Origin of the sequence: Hydrogenophaga sp. R2, assembly GCF_049843595.1 — a bacterium.
In the GTDB taxonomy this organism is placed as follows: Bacteria; Pseudomonadota; Gammaproteobacteria; order Burkholderiales; family Burkholderiaceae_C; genus Hydrogenophaga.
In genome coordinates this window covers 252,148-267,851 of sequence record NZ_JBBHZN010000001.1, presented here as the reverse complement: position 1 = coordinate 267,851, position 15,704 = coordinate 252,148, and the positions used below count along the sequence as shown (strand labels likewise).

General features: G+C 68.5%; 16 protein-coding genes. 11 read left to right on the top strand and 5 right to left on the bottom strand.

Annotation, left to right across the window (positions count from 1 at the left end; all coding sequences use genetic code 11):
• Window position 1 precedes the first annotated feature (1 nt).
• From WD026_RS01330 to crcB, 4 genes are all read left to right on the top strand, one after another.
• Window positions 2–505 carry a TRAP transporter small permease gene (locus WD026_RS01330; protein WP_425721862.1) on the top strand — a complete coding sequence of 168 codons (504 nt, stop codon included), beginning with the start codon at window positions 2–4 and terminating at the stop codon, window positions 503–505.
• On the top strand, window positions 498–1,793 hold the full coding sequence (locus WD026_RS01325; RefSeq protein WP_425721861.1) for a TRAP transporter large permease: 1,296 nt from the start codon (window positions 498–500) through the stop codon (window positions 1,791–1,793). The genes WD026_RS01330 and WD026_RS01325 overlap by 8 nt, the downstream gene beginning before the upstream one ends.
• Window positions 1,794–1,867: 74 nt before the next feature.
• Window positions 1,868–2,863, top strand: a complete 996-nt coding sequence (locus WD026_RS01320; protein ID WP_425721860.1) for a recombination-associated protein RdgC — start codon at window positions 1,868–1,870, stop codon at window positions 2,861–2,863.
• Window positions 2,864–2,865: 2 nt separating this feature from the next.
• Window positions 2,866–3,231: a fluoride efflux transporter CrcB gene (gene crcB / locus WD026_RS01315; protein ID WP_425721859.1), complete on the top strand. Its 366-nt coding sequence runs from the start codon at window positions 2,866–2,868 to the stop codon at window positions 3,229–3,231.
• 18 nt (window positions 3,232–3,249) lie between these two features.
• Here crcB and WD026_RS01310 read toward each other — a convergent pair whose 3' ends face one another.
• The 5 genes from WD026_RS01310 to WD026_RS01290 all read right to left on the bottom strand — a co-directional run bounded on the left by WD026_RS01310 (window position 3,250) and on the right by WD026_RS01290 (window position 7,608).
• Window positions 3,250–3,549 (bottom strand): hypothetical protein, encoded by a 300-nt coding sequence (locus WD026_RS01310; protein WP_425721858.1) that lies wholly within the window; start codon window positions 3,547–3,549, stop codon window positions 3,250–3,252.
• 6 nt (window positions 3,550–3,555) lie between these two features.
• Window positions 3,556–3,810, bottom strand: coding sequence for a sulfur carrier protein ThiS (thiS, locus tag WD026_RS01305; RefSeq protein WP_425721857.1), 255 nt, complete (start codon window positions 3,808–3,810; stop codon window positions 3,556–3,558).
• Window positions 3,811–3,812: 2 nt separating this feature from the next.
• Window positions 3,813–5,174 (bottom strand): NAD(P)/FAD-dependent oxidoreductase, encoded by a 1,362-nt coding sequence (locus WD026_RS01300; protein WP_425721856.1) that lies wholly within the window; start codon window positions 5,172–5,174, stop codon window positions 3,813–3,815.
• Window positions 5,175–5,256: 82 nt separating this feature from the next.
• Complete coding sequence (locus WD026_RS01295) at window positions 5,257–7,104, bottom strand: aldehyde ferredoxin oxidoreductase family protein (RefSeq protein WP_425721855.1); 1,848 nt, start codon at window positions 7,102–7,104, stop codon at window positions 5,257–5,259.
• Between the two features lie 27 nt (window positions 7,105–7,131).
• Entirely contained in the window at window positions 7,132–7,608 is a 477-nt protein-coding gene (locus WD026_RS01290) for a 4Fe-4S dicluster domain-containing protein (RefSeq protein ID WP_425721854.1), read from the bottom strand.
• Window positions 7,609–8,023: 415 nt separating this feature from the next.
• Here WD026_RS01290 and WD026_RS01285 point away from each other — a divergent pair, with 415 nt between their 5' ends.
• Genes WD026_RS01285 through WD026_RS01255 form a run of 7 tightly spaced genes read left to right on the top strand, consistent with a single transcriptional unit; the run spans window position 8,024 to window position 15,572 of the window.
• Window positions 8,024–8,491, top strand: coding sequence for a (2Fe-2S)-binding protein (locus WD026_RS01285; protein WP_302174388.1), 468 nt, complete (start codon window positions 8,024–8,026; stop codon window positions 8,489–8,491).
• A 13-nt stretch (window positions 8,492–8,504) separates the two neighbouring features.
• Window positions 8,505–10,886, top strand: coding sequence for a xanthine dehydrogenase family protein molybdopterin-binding subunit (locus WD026_RS01280; protein WP_425721853.1), 2,382 nt, complete (start codon window positions 8,505–8,507; stop codon window positions 10,884–10,886).
• A 13-nt stretch (window positions 10,887–10,899) separates the two neighbouring features.
• Complete coding sequence (locus WD026_RS01275; protein WP_425721852.1) at window positions 10,900–11,694, top strand: FAD binding domain-containing protein; 795 nt, start codon at window positions 10,900–10,902, stop codon at window positions 11,692–11,694.
• Window positions 11,695–11,696: 2 nt separating this feature from the next.
• Window positions 11,697–12,686 carry an AAA family ATPase gene (locus tag WD026_RS01270; protein WP_425721851.1) on the top strand — a complete coding sequence of 330 codons (990 nt, stop codon included), beginning with the start codon at window positions 11,697–11,699 and terminating at the stop codon, window positions 12,684–12,686.
• A gap of 2 nt (window positions 12,687–12,688) precedes the next feature.
• The gene (locus tag WD026_RS01265; RefSeq protein ID WP_425721850.1) at window positions 12,689–13,867 is read left to right on the top strand and encodes a vWA domain-containing protein; all 1,179 of its coding nucleotides are present in this window, start codon (window positions 12,689–12,691) and stop codon (window positions 13,865–13,867) included.
• Between the two features lie 47 nt (window positions 13,868–13,914).
• The gene (locus WD026_RS01260) at window positions 13,915–14,484 is read left to right on the top strand and encodes a CoxG family protein (RefSeq protein WP_425721849.1); all 570 of its coding nucleotides are present in this window, start codon (window positions 13,915–13,917) and stop codon (window positions 14,482–14,484) included.
• An 8-nt stretch (window positions 14,485–14,492) separates the two neighbouring features.
• Entirely contained in the window at window positions 14,493–15,572 is a 1,080-nt protein-coding gene (locus tag WD026_RS01255; protein ID WP_425721848.1) for an XdhC family protein, read from the top strand.
• The last annotated feature ends 132 nt before the right edge of the window (window positions 15,573–15,704 follow it).

Here is a 15,704-nt window from a genome sequence, read left to right as displayed (position 1 = left end):
GATGCGAAAGACCCTCGACCTCCTCTACCTCGGCGCCGGCTGGCTGGCCGCCCTGTTCATGGTCGGCGTGCTGGTGATGGTGCTGGTCTCCATCCTCAGCCGCCTGGCCGGCATCTATGTGGCCGGCACCGATGCCTACGCCGGCTACGCCATGGCCGGTGCCGGCTTCCTGGCACTGGCCCACACGCTCAAGCACGGCGAACACATCCGGGTCACGCTCATCATCGGCCGCCTGTCCGGTGGTGCGCGGCGGGCCATGGAGCTGTGGTCGCTGGCGGTGGGCACGCTGCTGGCCGGCCTGCTGTGTGTGTACAGCTGGCGGCTGGTCTACCAGTCGCGGCTGTTCCACGACATCTCCACCGGCACCGATGCCACACCGCTGTGGATACCGCAGCTGCTCATGGGCCTGGGCTGCACGGTGCTGCTGGTCGCCCTGATCGACGAAACCGTGCTGCAGTGGCGCGGCCAGCGCCAGCAGCACGCCGGAGACACCCGCCATGAATGACCTGCTCATCACCGGTCTGCTGATCGTCTCGCTGTTCCTGCTGCTGGGCAGCGGGGTGTGGATCGGCCTGACGCTCACCGGCGTGGCCTGGATCGGCATGGAGCTGTTCTCCAGCCGGCCGGCCGGCGACGCCATGGCCCTGACCATCTGGGGCTCGGCCAGCAGCTGGACGCTGACCGCCCTGCCGCTGTTCATCTGGATGGGCGAGATCCTGTTCCGCACCCGGCTGTCGGAGAGCATGTTCCGGGGCCTGGCGCCGTGGGTGAACGCCCTGCCCGGCCGGCTGCTGCACACCAACATCATCGGCAGCACCATCTTTGCCGCCGTCTCGGGCTCGTCGGCCGCGACCTGCGCCACCATCGGCAAGATGACCATCCCCGAGCTCACCCGCCGGGGCTACCCGCCGGAGAAGATCGTGGGTTCGCTGGGGGGCGCCAGCACGCTGGGCCTGCTGATCCCGCCCTCGATCATCATGATCGTCTATGGCGTGGCGGCCGAGGTGTCGATCGCCAAGCTGTTCGTGGCCGGTGTCATCCCCGGGCTCATGCTGGCCATGCTGTTCAGCGGCGCCATCGTGGTGTGGGCCCTGCTCAACCCCCAGGCCGTGCCGCGGAGCGACGACAGCCTGAGCTTCATGGACAAGCTGCGCGAGAGCCGGCACCTGATACCGGTGGTGCTGCTGATCGGCGGCGTCATCGGCACCATCTACAGCGGCATCGCCACCGCCACCGAAGCGGCCGCCGTGGGCGTGGTGGGAGCACTCATCCTGTCGGCCTCACAGGGTTCGCTGACCTGGCAGAGCTTTCGCGACGCGCTGCTGGGCGCCACCCGGCTGTACTGCATGATCGCGCTCATCCTGGCCGGCGCGGCCTTCCTCACGCTGGCCATGGGCTACATCGGCCTGCCGCGTCACCTGGCCGAGTTCGTGACCAGCCTGAACCTCTCGCCCGGCGTGTTGCTGATCGCGCTCGCCCTGTTCTACATCCTGCTGGGCTGCTTCCTGGACGGCATCTCCATGATCGTGCTGACCATGGGCGTGATCCTGCCCACGGTGCAGGCGGCCGGCATCGACCTGGTGTGGTTCGGCATCTTCATCGTCATCGTGGTGGAGATGGCGCAGATCACGCCACCGGTGGGCTTCAACCTCTTCGTGCTGCAGGGCATGACGCGGCGCGACATCGGCTGGATCGCCAAGGTCTGCCTGCCCTATTTCTGCCTGATGGTGCTGGCCATCCTGCTGCTGTACTGGTTCCCTGGCCTGGTGAACTGGCTGCCGTCCCGCATGTGAGGGGCCACGCTGCCCGCGGCTAAGATCACGACCCCGCCCCGAGCGGGGTTTGTGTCGTCTGGAGTTGCCTTTTCGTGTTCAAGAACCTCACCCTCTACCGCATCGCCCCGGGCTGGAACCCCTCGCTCACCGAGATGGAGTCCGCGCTCGACGACCACCGCTTCGTACCCTGCAGCGCCTCGCAGGACAAGGCCGTGGGCTGGATCGAGCCGCGCGGCGAAGCCCACGGGCCGCTGGTGGAATCGGTGGACCAGCAGCGCATCCTCAAGCTGCAGATCGAGACCAAGGCCGTGCCCGGTGCGGTGGTCCGCAAGAAGGCCCAGGAGGCCGCCGACCAGATCGAGGCCACCACCGGCCGCAAGCCCGGCAAGAAAGAGACCAAGGCCCTGCGCGAGGACGCCCGCCAGGCCCTGCTGCCCATGGCCTTTGCGCGCCAGCAGAACGTGTGGGTCTGGATCGACCCCGAGCGTGGCTGGCTGGTGACCGATGCCAGCAGCCAGGGCAAGAACGACGAGGTCATCACCGCCCTGGTGAACGCCTTCCCGGGTCTGGCGGTGTCGCTGCTCAACACCCAGATGACGCCGCAGTCGTGCATGGCCCGCTGGCTCAGCGCGGAAGACGCCGAGGAATGGCCCGAGGGCCTGGCGGTGGAGCGCGAATGCGAACTGCGCTCCACCGACGAGGAACGCTCGGTGGTGCGTTTCACCCGCCACCACCTGCTCACCGACGAGGTGCGCCGCCATGTGGCCGAGGGCAAGCTGCCCACCCGCCTGGCCATGAGCTGGGAAGGCCGCGTGGGCTTCGTGCTGACCGAGAGCATGGCGCTGCGCAAGATCGCGTTTCTGGAGGGCGTGTTCGAGGATCGCCCGGCCAACGAGGAAGAGACCTTCGACAGCAATGTGGCCATTGGCACCGGCGAGCTGCGCCAGGTGCTCGATGCACTGATCGAGGCCCTGGGCGGCGAGCTGCTGCCGGGTCAGGTGCCGACGCTGCCCGCCATCGATGCAGCACCGGCATCCCCATCTGATGCCGCATCGGCCACCCCGGCCGATGACGGCCCGCCGTTCTGACCATGGGCAGCGTGCTCGCCCTGTGTGCCGGTGCCTGCGTGGGCGCGGTGCTGCGCTGGCGCCTGGGCCTGTGGCTCAACACCCCCGGCGCCATCCTGCCCTGGGGCACGCTGGCGGCCAACTGGATCGGGGCGTATGCCATCGGCCTGTGCATGGCCTTCTTCCAGGCCCAGCCGCAGCTCGACCCGGTGTGGAAGCTGGCCATCGTGACCGGTCTGCTGGGTGCGCTCACCACCTTCTCCACCTTCTCCATCGAGGTGGTCACCCTGCTGCAGCAAGGGCGGCTGGCCCTGGCCGGCGGCGTGGCCGCGCTGCACCTGAGCGGCTCGCTGCTGCTGACCTGGCTGGGCTTGAAGACGCTGGGGTGAGCAGCGTGCAGCGGGGCGTCAGCCCCCGCCGCGCTGCATGTACAGGTCGAATCGCTTCATGAAGGCGTGGCGCTGCGCCGCGTCCAGGCCCTCGAAGGCAAAGCCCACCCGCAGCACCGGCATGCGCATGAGCGCGATCACGCGGGGCGGGCGCGGCTCCCACTGCAGCTGCAGGCGCCCGGGCGGAATGTCGACCTGCACCGATGCGCCCTGACGCTGCCAGGCGCACTCGCCGATGGCCGCCGGCAGCCAGCCCAGCCACTCGGCTTCGGTGCAGCCCATGTCGCGCACGAAGCGCTCTTCGTAGCTCGACTGCATGGCGCCTCAGCCGCCGGCAATGGGCGGCCAGATGGCCAGCACATCGCCCTCCTGCAGCGTGGTCGTCAGGCGTTGCTCGGGGTGGATGTACTTGCCGTTGACCAGCACCAGGTGCACCAGCTTGTGCGGCATGCCGAAGGGCTCGATGACCTGGCTGATGGGGGTGGCCGGGTCGATGTCGAGCTCGATCTGGTTGCTGCGGCGGGCTTCCGGCGGCAGGTAGTCGGTGAGGGTGGCGAACAGCTTGAAGGTGATCTTCATGGTCAACGTCGGCGCGCGTCGTCGGCGCCGGCCCATTGTCCCTGCGCCTGGGCTGCCGCCAGGTAGGCGTCCATGAGCCTGGTGGGGTCCTCCATGAGGCGGTGCTTCCACTCGCCCAGGCGCACCTGGCCTTCGACCAGACCACGCATGACGCCCACGTGCTCGGTCCAGCCGACCGAGTTGCAGCCCACCATCACGTCGTCCTTGAACTGCAGGCTCAGGTGGCGGCCGGCCGCCTTGTCGGTGAGCTCCACATGCTCGCCGCCGGGCACACCTTCCCAGTTGCCGAAGCTGGTGGAGATCATGCCCAGGGTGTCGAGCACGTTGATCTGGGTCACGCCCTTCAGATCGGCTTTCTGGCCCACCATGTTGAGCGCGGCCACACGGGCCTGCTCGGCCGCGTTGGGCTGGATGGCGCTCACGATGGTCTTGCCGCTGACCTTGTCGAAGGCCTCGGCGCAGTCGCCGGCAGCGTAGATGCCAGGCACGTTGGTCTGCAGGTGCTCGTCGGTCAGCACGCCCTGCAGGCAGGTGATGCCGGAGTCCTTGAGGAAGCCGATGGCGGGGCGCACGCCGGTCGCGCTGATCACCAGATCGGCCTCCACGGTCTGGCCATTGCCCAGCTTCACGCGCAGGCCGCGGCCGCTGCCTTGCGGGGCGCTGCCGCCCATGCCGAGTGCGCTGGCTAGTCTGCTGATGACACCGCCGCTGCTGGCCGGTGCGCTGGCTGCCGATTCGATGGCCTCGACCTTGGTGCCGGTGTAGACCTTCACGCCCTTGGTCTCGCACCAGTCCTTGATCATGCCGCCGGCGGTCGGGCCCATCATGCGGGGCACCATGCGGTCACCCATCTCCACCACCGACAGCTCCACGCCGCGCTGCTTGAGGGCTTCCATGATGATGCAGCCGATGAAGCCGGCGCCCATCTGCAGCACCTTCGCGCCGGGCTGGGCCAGCTTCATGATGGCGCGCGCGTCTTCCAGGGTCCAGCAGGGGTGCACGCCGGGCAGGTCCATGCCGGGGATGGGCGGGCGCACCGGGTGCGAGCCGGTGGCGATCAGCAGGCGGTCGAAGCTCAGCGTCTGGCCGTTGTCCAGCGCCACGGTGCGGGCCGCGGCGTCCACCTTCAGGGCCTTGGCGCCCACCTGGGTGATGCGCAGGTTGGCAAAGTGCGCGGCGCTCTTACGCAGGTAGGTGCCCGCTTCCTGGATGTTGCCGATCAGCAGGTAGGGAATGGCCATGCGCGAGTACGGCGGCTCGGGCTCGTCGCCCACCAGGGTGATGGTGTCGGCCGGGGCGTGCTTGCGGATGGTTTCGGCGGCAATGATGCCGGCCGGGCCGGCGCCGAGGATGACGTGGTGCATGGAGGTCTCCGGAAATGACGAAGGGGGCAGCACATGGACTGCCCCCTCGGGGTTCAGACGGAACGCGTGAGGGCGACCGCCCTCACAGGCTCAGGCGCTGCTTGGTCTCGGCCGTGGGGCGGCCTTCGGCGTCCCAGCCGCGTGCGGCGTAGTACTTGGGCAGCATCTCCGGCAGCTTGCTGACCATGCCCTTGGAGGCACCGGTCTTGGCGGCTTCGGTCAGCAGGCGCTTGGGCAGCGAGTCGTCGGCCTTGGTGAAGCCGGCGGCGTTGTTGAACTCGCGCTCCATGTTCCAGATGCGCTCGCCGATCTTCTCCAGCTCTTCGGTGGTGAACTCTTCGTTGCAGGCGGCCTGCAGCTGGGGCGCCAGGTCGGCCACACCCCAGGCGAAGGTGGTGAACACGCACAGGCCCGACGAGTCGAAGGCGGCGGTGGCGTCCTGGAAGGCCTTCACCAGCTCCGGCTTGCCCTCGCTCTCGACCGGGTCGGTCTTGACCGGGATGCCCAGCACTTCCGAGGCGATGGTGTAGCCGCGCAGGTGGCAGGCGCCGCGGTTGGAGGTGGCGTAAGCCAGGCCGATGCCCTGGATGGCGCGACCGTCGTAGGCCGGGAATTCCTGGCCCTTGACGCTCATCGACAGGTCGGGGTGACCGTACTTCTTCGTCAGGCGGGCCGAGCCCAGGCCGATCTCCTTGCCGAAGCCCTGGCCGGTGCCGACCATCTCGGCAAAGGCGGCCAGCGCAGCAGCGGAACCGAACGGGGCTTCCACGCCGATCTGCTCCTTGGTCAGCACGCCCATCTCGTAGAGCTCCATCACGGCACCCACGGTGGCACCGAAGCTGATGGGGTCCATGCCGTACTCGTTGCACAGCATGTTGGCGTACTGCAGGGCTTCCAGGTCGTTCACGCCGTTGGCCGCACCCAGGGCCCAGGCCGCTTCGTACTCCAGACCGCCGGACGCGCCCCAGTACTGGGGCTTGTTCTGCACGGTGAAGTGGTTCTCGTCCATCTTGCTGATGCGGCCGCAGGCGATCGTGCAGCCGAAGCAGGCCTGATTGGTCACCAGGTGCTTCTTGCCGTCGCTCTCGCGCGGGGTGGCCATGGCTTCGGCCGAGATGTCCTTGGCGCCCTCGAACTGCACGTCACGGTGGTTGCGGGTGGGCAGTGCACCGATCTCGTTGATCACGTTCATCAGCACCTGGGTGCCATAGGTGGGCAGGCCCTGACCGGTCACGGCGTTCTCGGCCAGGATCTTCTTCTTCTCGAAGGTGGCCTTCATGAAGGCCTTGGGGTCGCGGATGTTGCCCACGCCCTTGGTGCCGCGCACGGCAATGGCCTTGAGGTTCTTGCTGCCCATCACGGCGCCCACGCCCGAGCGGCCGGCCGCACGGTGCAGGTCGTTCACGATGGCCGCGTACAGCACCTGGTTCTCGCCGGCCTGGCCGATGGACGACACGCGCACCAGCGGGTCCTGCAGCGAGGTCTTGATGATCTCTTCGGTCTTCCAGACGGTCTGGCCCCACAGGTGGGATGCGTCGCGCAGCTCGGCCACGTCGTCATTGATGTAGAGGTAGACCGGCTTGGCAGACTTGCCCTCGACGATGACCATGTCCCAGCCGGCCATCTTGAGCTCGGCGCCCCAGTAGCCGCCCGAGTTGGAGCAGGCAATGGCGCCGGTCAGCGGGCCCTTGGTGATGACGGTGTAGCGGCCACCGGTGGAGGCCATGGTGCCGGTCAGCGGGCCGGTGGCCCAGATCAGCTTGTTCTCGGCCGACAGCGGATCGACCTTGGGGTCGACCTCGCTGATCAGGTACTTGCTGCCCAGACCGCGCGAGCCCAGGTAGGCGCGGGCCCATTCCTTGTTCAGCGGTTCGGTGGTGACGGTGCCGGCGGTCAGGTTGACGCGGAGGATTTTTCCAGCCCAAGACATATGGTGCTCCTAGTGTTTGACTGGTGATCAGGCGGCGCTGGGCTGATTGCCCAGCTTGTCGGCCCACTGCTTCATCTTGTCCATGCCGGTCCAGTTGGCGTCGATGAAGGTGATGGCGCTGGTCGGGCAGGCTTCGGCACAGGCCGGCTCGCCGCCGCACAGGTCGCACTTCTGGACCTTGCCGGTTTCCTGGACGTAGTTGATGGTGCCGAACGGGCAGGCGATGGTGCAGACCTTGCAACCCACGCAGGTGGTCTCGTTGACCACCTTGGCGCCGGTGGCCTTGTCCACCGTGATGGCCTCCACCGGGCAGGCGTGCAGGCACCAGGCCTCGTCGCACTGGGTGCAGGTGTAGGGCACCTTCTTGCCGGTGTGGTGGAAGTCGAACACCTTGATGCGCGACTTGGACGTGGCGTAGGTGCCGTAGTTCTCGAACGAACACGCCATCTCGCACTGCAGGCAGCCGGTGCACTTGTCGGGGTTGATGTGAAGGATTTTTTGCATCTGTGTCTCCAGAGTGGGGCAGAGACCGCCCTGGGCGGCTGCTTATGCGGATCTCTTCATACGATTGTTCGGGGACAAGGCCCTTTCCACGTCAGGGTTTACCCCGAATACCCCGGGGGCCATCCAAAAAGTCTCACTTTGAGACAGGCCCACTAGCACCAACAGCCGCGCATGAGGACCTTCAGGCTCGTCGCTGGCCGACACCGATGCGACGTATGCAATTTACCCATACTCAATTTGATTTCAATGGAATTCCACGTATGGATTCAATGCAGAAGTCAATTCCCGGGCTGTCTGTAGCAAATTGAGAATGAATCGAGATGGAGCCTTGAATTGAGGGTTAGCACGTAATTCCGATGGCGGTCGGCGTGCTTCACTCGCGGCTGTCGACAACCCGGACACACAGGAGACAGCCATGCCCGTCCAGATGACCGTCAACGGCAAAGCCGTGACGATTGATGCCGCCCCCAACACCCTGCTGGTGCAGGCCCTGCGCGAACACCTCAAGCTCACCGGCACCCATGTGGGCTGCGACACCGCCCAGTGCGGTGCCTGCACCGTGCTGGTGGACGGACGCGCCGTGAAATCGTGCAACGTGCTGGTCGGCCAGATGGCCGGCGCCAGCATCTCCACCATCGAAGGCCTGGCCGCCCCCGACGGCACCATGCACCCGATGCAGGCCGCCTTCAAGGAGTGCCACGGCCTGCAGTGCGGCTTCTGCACCCCCGGCATGGTCATGAGCGCAGTGCACCTGTGCAAGACCCACCCCGGCGCCACCGAAGCCCAGATCCGCGAAGGCCTGGAAGGCAACATCTGCCGCTGCACCGGCTACCAGAACATCGTGCGCGCCGTGCAGCAGGGCGCCGCCAACATGACCGCCTGAAGGAGACACGACCATGGGAGCCATCGACTTCGCCAAGCTGCCCCACATCGGGGAGCCGCTGCGCCGCAAGGAGGACTACCGTTTCCTCACCGGCGCCGGTCAGTACACCGACGACATCACCCTGGCCAACATGCGCCATGCGGTGTTCGTGCGTTCGCCGCACGCCCACGCCGCCATCCGCTCCATCAACAAGACCGCTGCCCTGGCCGCCCAGGGCGTGGTGGGCGTGTTCGACGGCCAGGACCTGGCCAAGGACAACATCGCCGGCCTGCCCTGCGGCTGGCTGATCACCGACACCAACGGCCAGCCCATGAAGGAGCCGCCGCACCCGGTGCTGGCCCAGGGCAAGGTGCGCTACGTGGGTGACCATGTGGCCATCGTGATTGCCGACACGCTGGAGAACGCCCGCAACGCTGCCGAGCTGGTCGAGGTGGACTACGAGCCCCTGGCTGCGGTGGTGGACGTGCGCGACGCCATGAAGGCCGGCGCACCCGCCCTGCACGACGCCGCCCCCGACAACCACTGCTACAAGTGGGCCATCGGCGACAAGGCCGCTACCGACGCGACCTTCGCCAATGCCGCGCACGTGACGAAGATCGACCTGGTCAACAACCGCCTGGCCCCCAACCCGATCGAGCCGCGCTCGGCCATCGGTGCCTACAACCGCGCCAACGACGAGTACACGCTCTACGTGGCCAACCAGAACCCGCACGTCGAGCGCCTGCTCATGACCGCCTTCGTGATGGGCCTGCCCGAGCACAAGGTGCGCGTGATCGCGCCCGACGTGGGCGGCGGCTTCGGCGCCAAGATCTACCTGTATGCCGAAGACGTGGCCGTGACCTGGGCCGCCCGCAAGCTCAACTGCGCCGTCAAGTGGACCTGCGAACGCAGCGAAGCCTTCCTGTGCGACGCCCACGGCCGCGACCATGTGAGCCATGCCGAACTCGCCATGGACAAGGACGGCAAGTTCCTGGGCCTGCGCGTGCACACCGACGCCAACCTGGGCGCCTACCTGTCCACCTTCGCCACCGCCGTGCCGACCATCCTGTACGCCACGCTGCTGGCCGGTCAGTACAGCACGCCGCAGGTGTACGTGGAAGTGGACGCCTGGTTCACCAACACCGCGCCGGTGGACGCCTACCGCGGCGCCGGCCGGCCCGAGGCCACCTACCTGCTGGAGCGCATCGTCAGCCGCGCCGCCTGGGAGCTGGGCCTGAGCCAGGACGAGATCCGCCGCCGCAACTTCATCACCCAGTTCCCGTACCAGACCCCGGTGGCCCTGCAGTACGACACGGGTGACTTCCACGCCTGCCTGAACAAGGCCAACGAGATGGCCGACCTGGCCGGCTTCCCGGCCCGCCGCGAGGCCAGCAAGGCCAAAGGCCTGCTGCGTGGCGTGGGCTACAGCAGCTACATCGAGGCCTGCGGCCTGGCCCCCTCCAACATCGCCGGTGCACTGGGTGCCCGCGCGGGTCTGTTCGAGTGCGGCGAGGTGCGGGTGCACCCCACCGGCAGCGTGACCGTGTTCACCGGCTCGCACAGCCACGGCCAGGGCCACGAGACCACCTTCGCACAGGTGGTGGCCTCGCGCCTGGGCCTGGACCCGCAGCAGGTCGACATCGTGCACGGCGACACCGGCCGCGTGCCCTTCGGCATGGGTACCTACGGCTCGCGTTCCATCTCGGTGGGCGGCGCGGCCATCATGCGGGCGCTGGACAAGATCGAGGCCAAGGCCAAGAAGATCGCCGCCCACCTGATGGAGGCCAGCGATGCCGACGTGGAATTCGCCAACGGCGAGTTCACCGTCAAGGGCACCGACAAGAAGGTGACCTTCGGCCAGGTGGCACTCACCGCCTACGTGCCGCACAACTACCCGCTGGACAAGCTGGAGCCGGGCCTGAACGAGACCGCGTTCTACGATCCGACCAACTTCACCTATCCGGCCGGCACCTACATCTGCGAGGTGGAGATCGACCCGAACACCGGCGTGGTGCGCGTGGACCGCTTCACCGCCGTGGACGACTTCGGCACCATCATCAACCCCATGATCGTGGAAGGCCAGGTGCACGGCGGTCTGGTGCAGGGCATCGGCCAGGCGCTGCTGGAGCACTGCGTGTACGACCGCGAGACCGGCCAGCTGGTCACCGGCTCGTTCATGGACTACACCATGCCGCGCGCCGACGACGTGCCCAACTTCACCATCGGCCACGTGTGCACCCCCTGCACCACCAACCCGCTGGGTACCAAGGGCTGCGGCGAGGCCGGCGCCATCGGCTCGCCCCCGGCCGTCATCAACGCCGTGCTGGATGCCCTGGCACCGGTCGGCGTGAAGGACCTCGACATGCCCGCCACGCCCAACCGCGTGTGGCAGGCCATCCAGAAAGCCCGCGGCTGAACAGGAGACACACATGTACGCATTCACGCTGGAACAACCCCAGACCCTCTCTGACGCCAAGCGCCTGGTGGGCGCCGGTGCCCAGGCCCTGGCCGGCGGCCAGACCCTGATCGCCTCGCTCAAGCAGCGCCTGGCCCAGCCCGGCGCCCTGGTCGACCTGCGCGCCGTGCCCGAGCTGCGCGGCGTGCGCCGCGAAGGCAACGCGCTGGTGATCGGTGCCATGACCCGCCACGAAGAGGTGGCCGGCCACGCCGACGTCAAGGCCTCCATCCCCGGTCTGGCGGCCCTGGCCGGCCAGATCGGCGACCGCCAGGTCCGTGCCATGGGCACGATGGGCGGATCGGTGGCCAACAACGACCCGGCGGCCTGCTACCCCAGCGCCGTGCTGGCCCTGGGCGCCACCATCGTCACCGACCGGCGCGAGATCGCGGCCGATGCCTTCTTCCAGGGCATGTACGCCACCGCGCTGGAGCCGGGCGAGCTCATCACCGCCATCCGCTTCCCCATCCCGAAGAAGGCCGCCTACGCCAAGTTCCGCCAGCCGGCCTCGCGCTTCGCGCTGGTGGGCGTGTTCGTGGCCCAGACCGATGCCGGCGCCCGCGTGGCCGTCACCGGTGCAGGCAACGGCGTGTTCCGCCACGCCGGCCTGGAGGCCGCGCTGAGCAAGAGCTTCACGCCTGAGGCCGTGGCCGGTGTGACCGTGGATGCCGGCGAGTGCAACGGCGACCTGCACGCCAGCGCCGAGTACCGCGCCCACCTGGTGCGCGTGCAGACCCAGCGCGCCGTGGCGATGGCCAACGGGCACTGAGGATGACCGTCGAGCGTTCCCCTGCCGGGTCGATCGACGCGCTGGCCCACGCCCTGCAGGGCGTGGGCTACCACGCGCCGCGTTCGCTGGTCACCGCCGTCTTCCTGGCCCTGAAGCTGCAGCGCCCGCTGCTGCTCGAGGGCGAGCCGGGCGTGGGCAAGACCGAACTGGCCAAGGCCCTGTCGGCCGTGCTGTCGCGCCCGCTGCTGCGCCTGCAGTGCTACGACGGCATGGAGCAGCGGGAAGCCCTGTACGAGTGGAACCACACGGCCCAGCTGCTGCACATGAGCGCAGCAAGGATGAGGGCCCCCACGTTCGGCACTGACGTGTCCTCACTGCCCCCCGAGGGGGCGCCCGCCACCTTGGGGCGGCCCGGCGGTGACGGCTCCAGCATGGCCGACCAGATCGAGCGTGAGGTCTACCAGGAGCGTTACCTGATCCGCCGCCCGCTGCTGCAGGCCCTGCAGGCCCCGGCCCCGGGTGCGGTGCTGCTCATCGACGAGGTGGACCGGGCCGACGAACCCTTCGAGGCCTTCCTGCTGGAATACCTGGGCGAATACCAGGTGACCATTCCCGAACTCGGCACCATCCGTGCCGAGGCCGCACCGCTGACCCTGCTCACCAGCAACCGCACCCGCGACCTGAACGACGCGGTCAAGCGGCGCTGCCTGTACCAGTGGCTGGATTACCCCGACCGCGACCGCGAGCTCGCCATCGTGCGCAGCCAGGTGCCACAGGCCTCGGCCGCGCTCACCGAGCAGGTCACGCAGTTCGTCTCGCGGCTGCGCAACCAGCCGTTTGCCAACGCATTCCAGCGCAGCCCCGGCATTGCCGAGAGCGTGGAATGGGCCAAGGCACTGGTGGCCCTGGACACCCTGGTGCTCGACCCCGAGGTCATCCAGGACACCGCCGGCATCCTGTTCAAGCAACGCGAGGATGTGGCCGCCCTGCTGCCCATGCTCGACCAGCTGCTGGCTCCCGAAGCGGCCTGACCATGTGGCTGGGTGACGCGCGCAGCGGCAAGCTGCCCGACCACATCACCGCCTTCGGGCGCGCACTGCGCCGATCCGGCGTGCCCATGGACAGCCAGCGCATGGCCACCGCCATCCAGGCCGCGCAGCTGTGCGGCCTGGGCCGGCGCGACGACCTGCGTGCCGCGCTGCAGACCGTCATGGTCAGCCGCCAGAGCGACATCGCGGTGTTCGACGAAATGTTCGACGCCTTCTTCCGCAACCCCGAAATCGCGCAGCAGCTGCTCAGCCAGATGCTGCCCAAGGCCGCCAAGGCCAACCCGGTGCGCCGCAAGGCCCGGGTGCAGGAGGCCCTGAGCGTACCGCGCCCGCGCCCCGCCGACCCGCAGGCCGGGCGCGAGAGCGAACTCAAGTTCGACGCTGCCATGACCGCCAGCGACCAGCAGCGCCTGCGCCACGCCGACTTTGCCGGCCTCTCGGCCAGCGAGTTCCGGCTGGTCGAGCAGCTGGTGCGCCAGATTCCCCTGCCCCTGCCACCCGTGGCCTCGCGCCGCACCCGCATCGGCTCACGGGGTGCACAGCCGCACTGGTCGCGTGCGCTGCACGAGGCCCGCCGCCACGGTGGCGAACTGCTCACCCTGCCGCGCCGCCAGCGCCGCGAACAGCCCCTGCCGTTGCTGGTGCTGGTGGACGTGTCGGGCTCCATGGAGCGCTACGCCCGCCTGCTCATGGCCTTCCTGCACCAGGCCACGCGCGGCACGCAGCGCCACGCCTTTGCCTTCGGCACCCAGCTGACCGACCTGCGCGGCGCCTTCCGCCACAGCGACACCGACCGCATGCTGGACGACGCCAACCGCTGCATCGACGATTTTGCCGGCGGCACGCGGCTGGGCCACTCGCTGGCCGAGCTGCGGCAGCAGCACCCGCGCTGCCTGGTGGGCCGGCGCACCGTGGTGCTGCTGATCACCGACGGTCTGGACACCGGCGAGCCGGCCGCGCTCGATGCCGAGCTGCAATGGCTGCGCCGCCACAGCCGCCGTGTGCTGTGGCTCAACCCGCTGCTGCGCTTTGACGGCTACCAGCCGCTGGCCCAGGGCGCCAGCCTGCTGCACCGCCATGCCCACGCCATGCTGGCGGTGCACAACCTCAGCCACCTGCAGGACCTGGCCCGCTCCATGGCCGCCCTGCTGCAGAAGGCCTGAACCTTTCTTTTTCTTCTTTTCCTTTTTCTTCTTCAAGGACACACACCATGGAAATGACCGGCAGCCGCGCCCTCGCACAGCCCCAGCAGATCGTCTGGGACGCTTTGAACAATGCCGAGATCCTCAAGGCCTGCATCCCCGGCTGCGAAAAGTTCGAGCTGACCGAGCCCAACACCTATGCCGTGGGCACCGCCATCAAGATCGGCCCGGTGGCCGCACGCTTCCAGGGCAAGGTGACGCTCACCGACATCGTGGCGCCCAGCTCCTACCAGCTGCAGTTCGACGCCCAGGGCGGCGTGGCCGGCTTCGGCAAGGGCAGCTCCAGGGTCGAGCTCAAGCCGGCCGGCGCAGGCTGCGAACTGCACTACACCGTCAGTTCCACCGTGGGTGGCAAGATCGCCCAGCTGGGCCAACGCCTCATTGACGGTGCGGCCAAATCGCTGGCCGAGGATTTCTTCCGCCGGTTTGAGGAAGAATTGCAGAAACGACACCCTGCTGCGGCCCAGGCGCCTGCAGCCCCTGCCACGGCCGAGCCCGCCAGCTCCGGCGGCCTGCCCACCTGGGTCTGGGTGGCCATTGCTGCGGCGGTGGCCCTGGGCCTGGTCATCCTCCGCTGATACCGATCATGGAAAACCTCGACGTCACCGTACTGAGAACCCTGCTGGACTGGCGCCGCCGGGGCCGGCGCGCCCTGCTGGCCACCGTCGTGCGCACCTGGGGCTCATCCCCGCGCCCGGTGGGCTCCACCATGGCCCTTTGCGAGGACGGTGCGGTGGTCGGCTCGGTCTCGGGCGGCTGCATCGAGGACGACCTGATCTACCGCTACAGCCGCGCCCACACTGCACCGGGTGGTGCGGCGGTGGCCGGCGTGACACACGACATTCCCCAGGGCCCGCCGCAGCGCGTGAAGTACGGCGTGTCGGCCGACGAGGCCCACCGCTTCGGCCTGCCCTGCGGCGGCACGCTGGAACTGGTGCTCGAATTCGACCCCGACACCACCCTGCTGGCCACCCTGGTCGACGAACTCGCGCGCGGCCACCTGGTGGAGCGCGCCACCGACCTGGCCACCGGCCAGGTCACGCTGCACGCGGCGCTGGCCCCCGCCCCGCTGCTGGACGACGGCCAGACGCTGCGCAACACCTTCGGGCCCGAGTACCGCATGCTGCTGATCGGCGCCGGCCAGCTCACCGAGTACCTGGCCACCATGGCCCTGTTCAGCGGCTTTGCCGTGACGGTGTGCGACCCGCGCGAGGAATACCGTGGCGGCTGGAACGTGCCCGGCGTGACGCTGACCAGCGACATGCCCGACGACGTGGTGCGGGGCTTCGGCCTGGACCGCCGCAGCTGCGTGATCGCCCTCACCCACGACCCCAAGCTGGACGACCTGGCCCTGCTGGAAGCCCTGGGGTCGGATGCGTTCTATGTGGGCGCCATCGGCTCGCGCCGCAACAACGAGGCGCGCCGCGCCCGGCTGATCGAGCATTTCGGCCAGACCGAGGCCAGCCTGGAGCCGCTGCGCGGCCCCATCGGCATCTACATCGGCAGCAAGACGCCGCCGGAGATCGCGGTCAGCGTCATGGCCGAGGTGCTGGCGGTCAAGAACGGCGTGCCGCTGCCGCGCGACATGCAGGTGGGGTCGGCCAAGGACGCCATCGAGCCGGCCAGCGGCCCGGTGTGTTCCACCCTGCAACAACCCGGCGCGTAACAGGCCTGGCACAGGCCTTGCCTCGGGAGTGGCACAACCCCGAGTGCGCTGCAGGGCCACCGCTGCGGGGAAGGCGGTGCCGGCTGGTGTAATGTCCGGTGGCACCACAGACCACGAGCGAGACAACCGGGA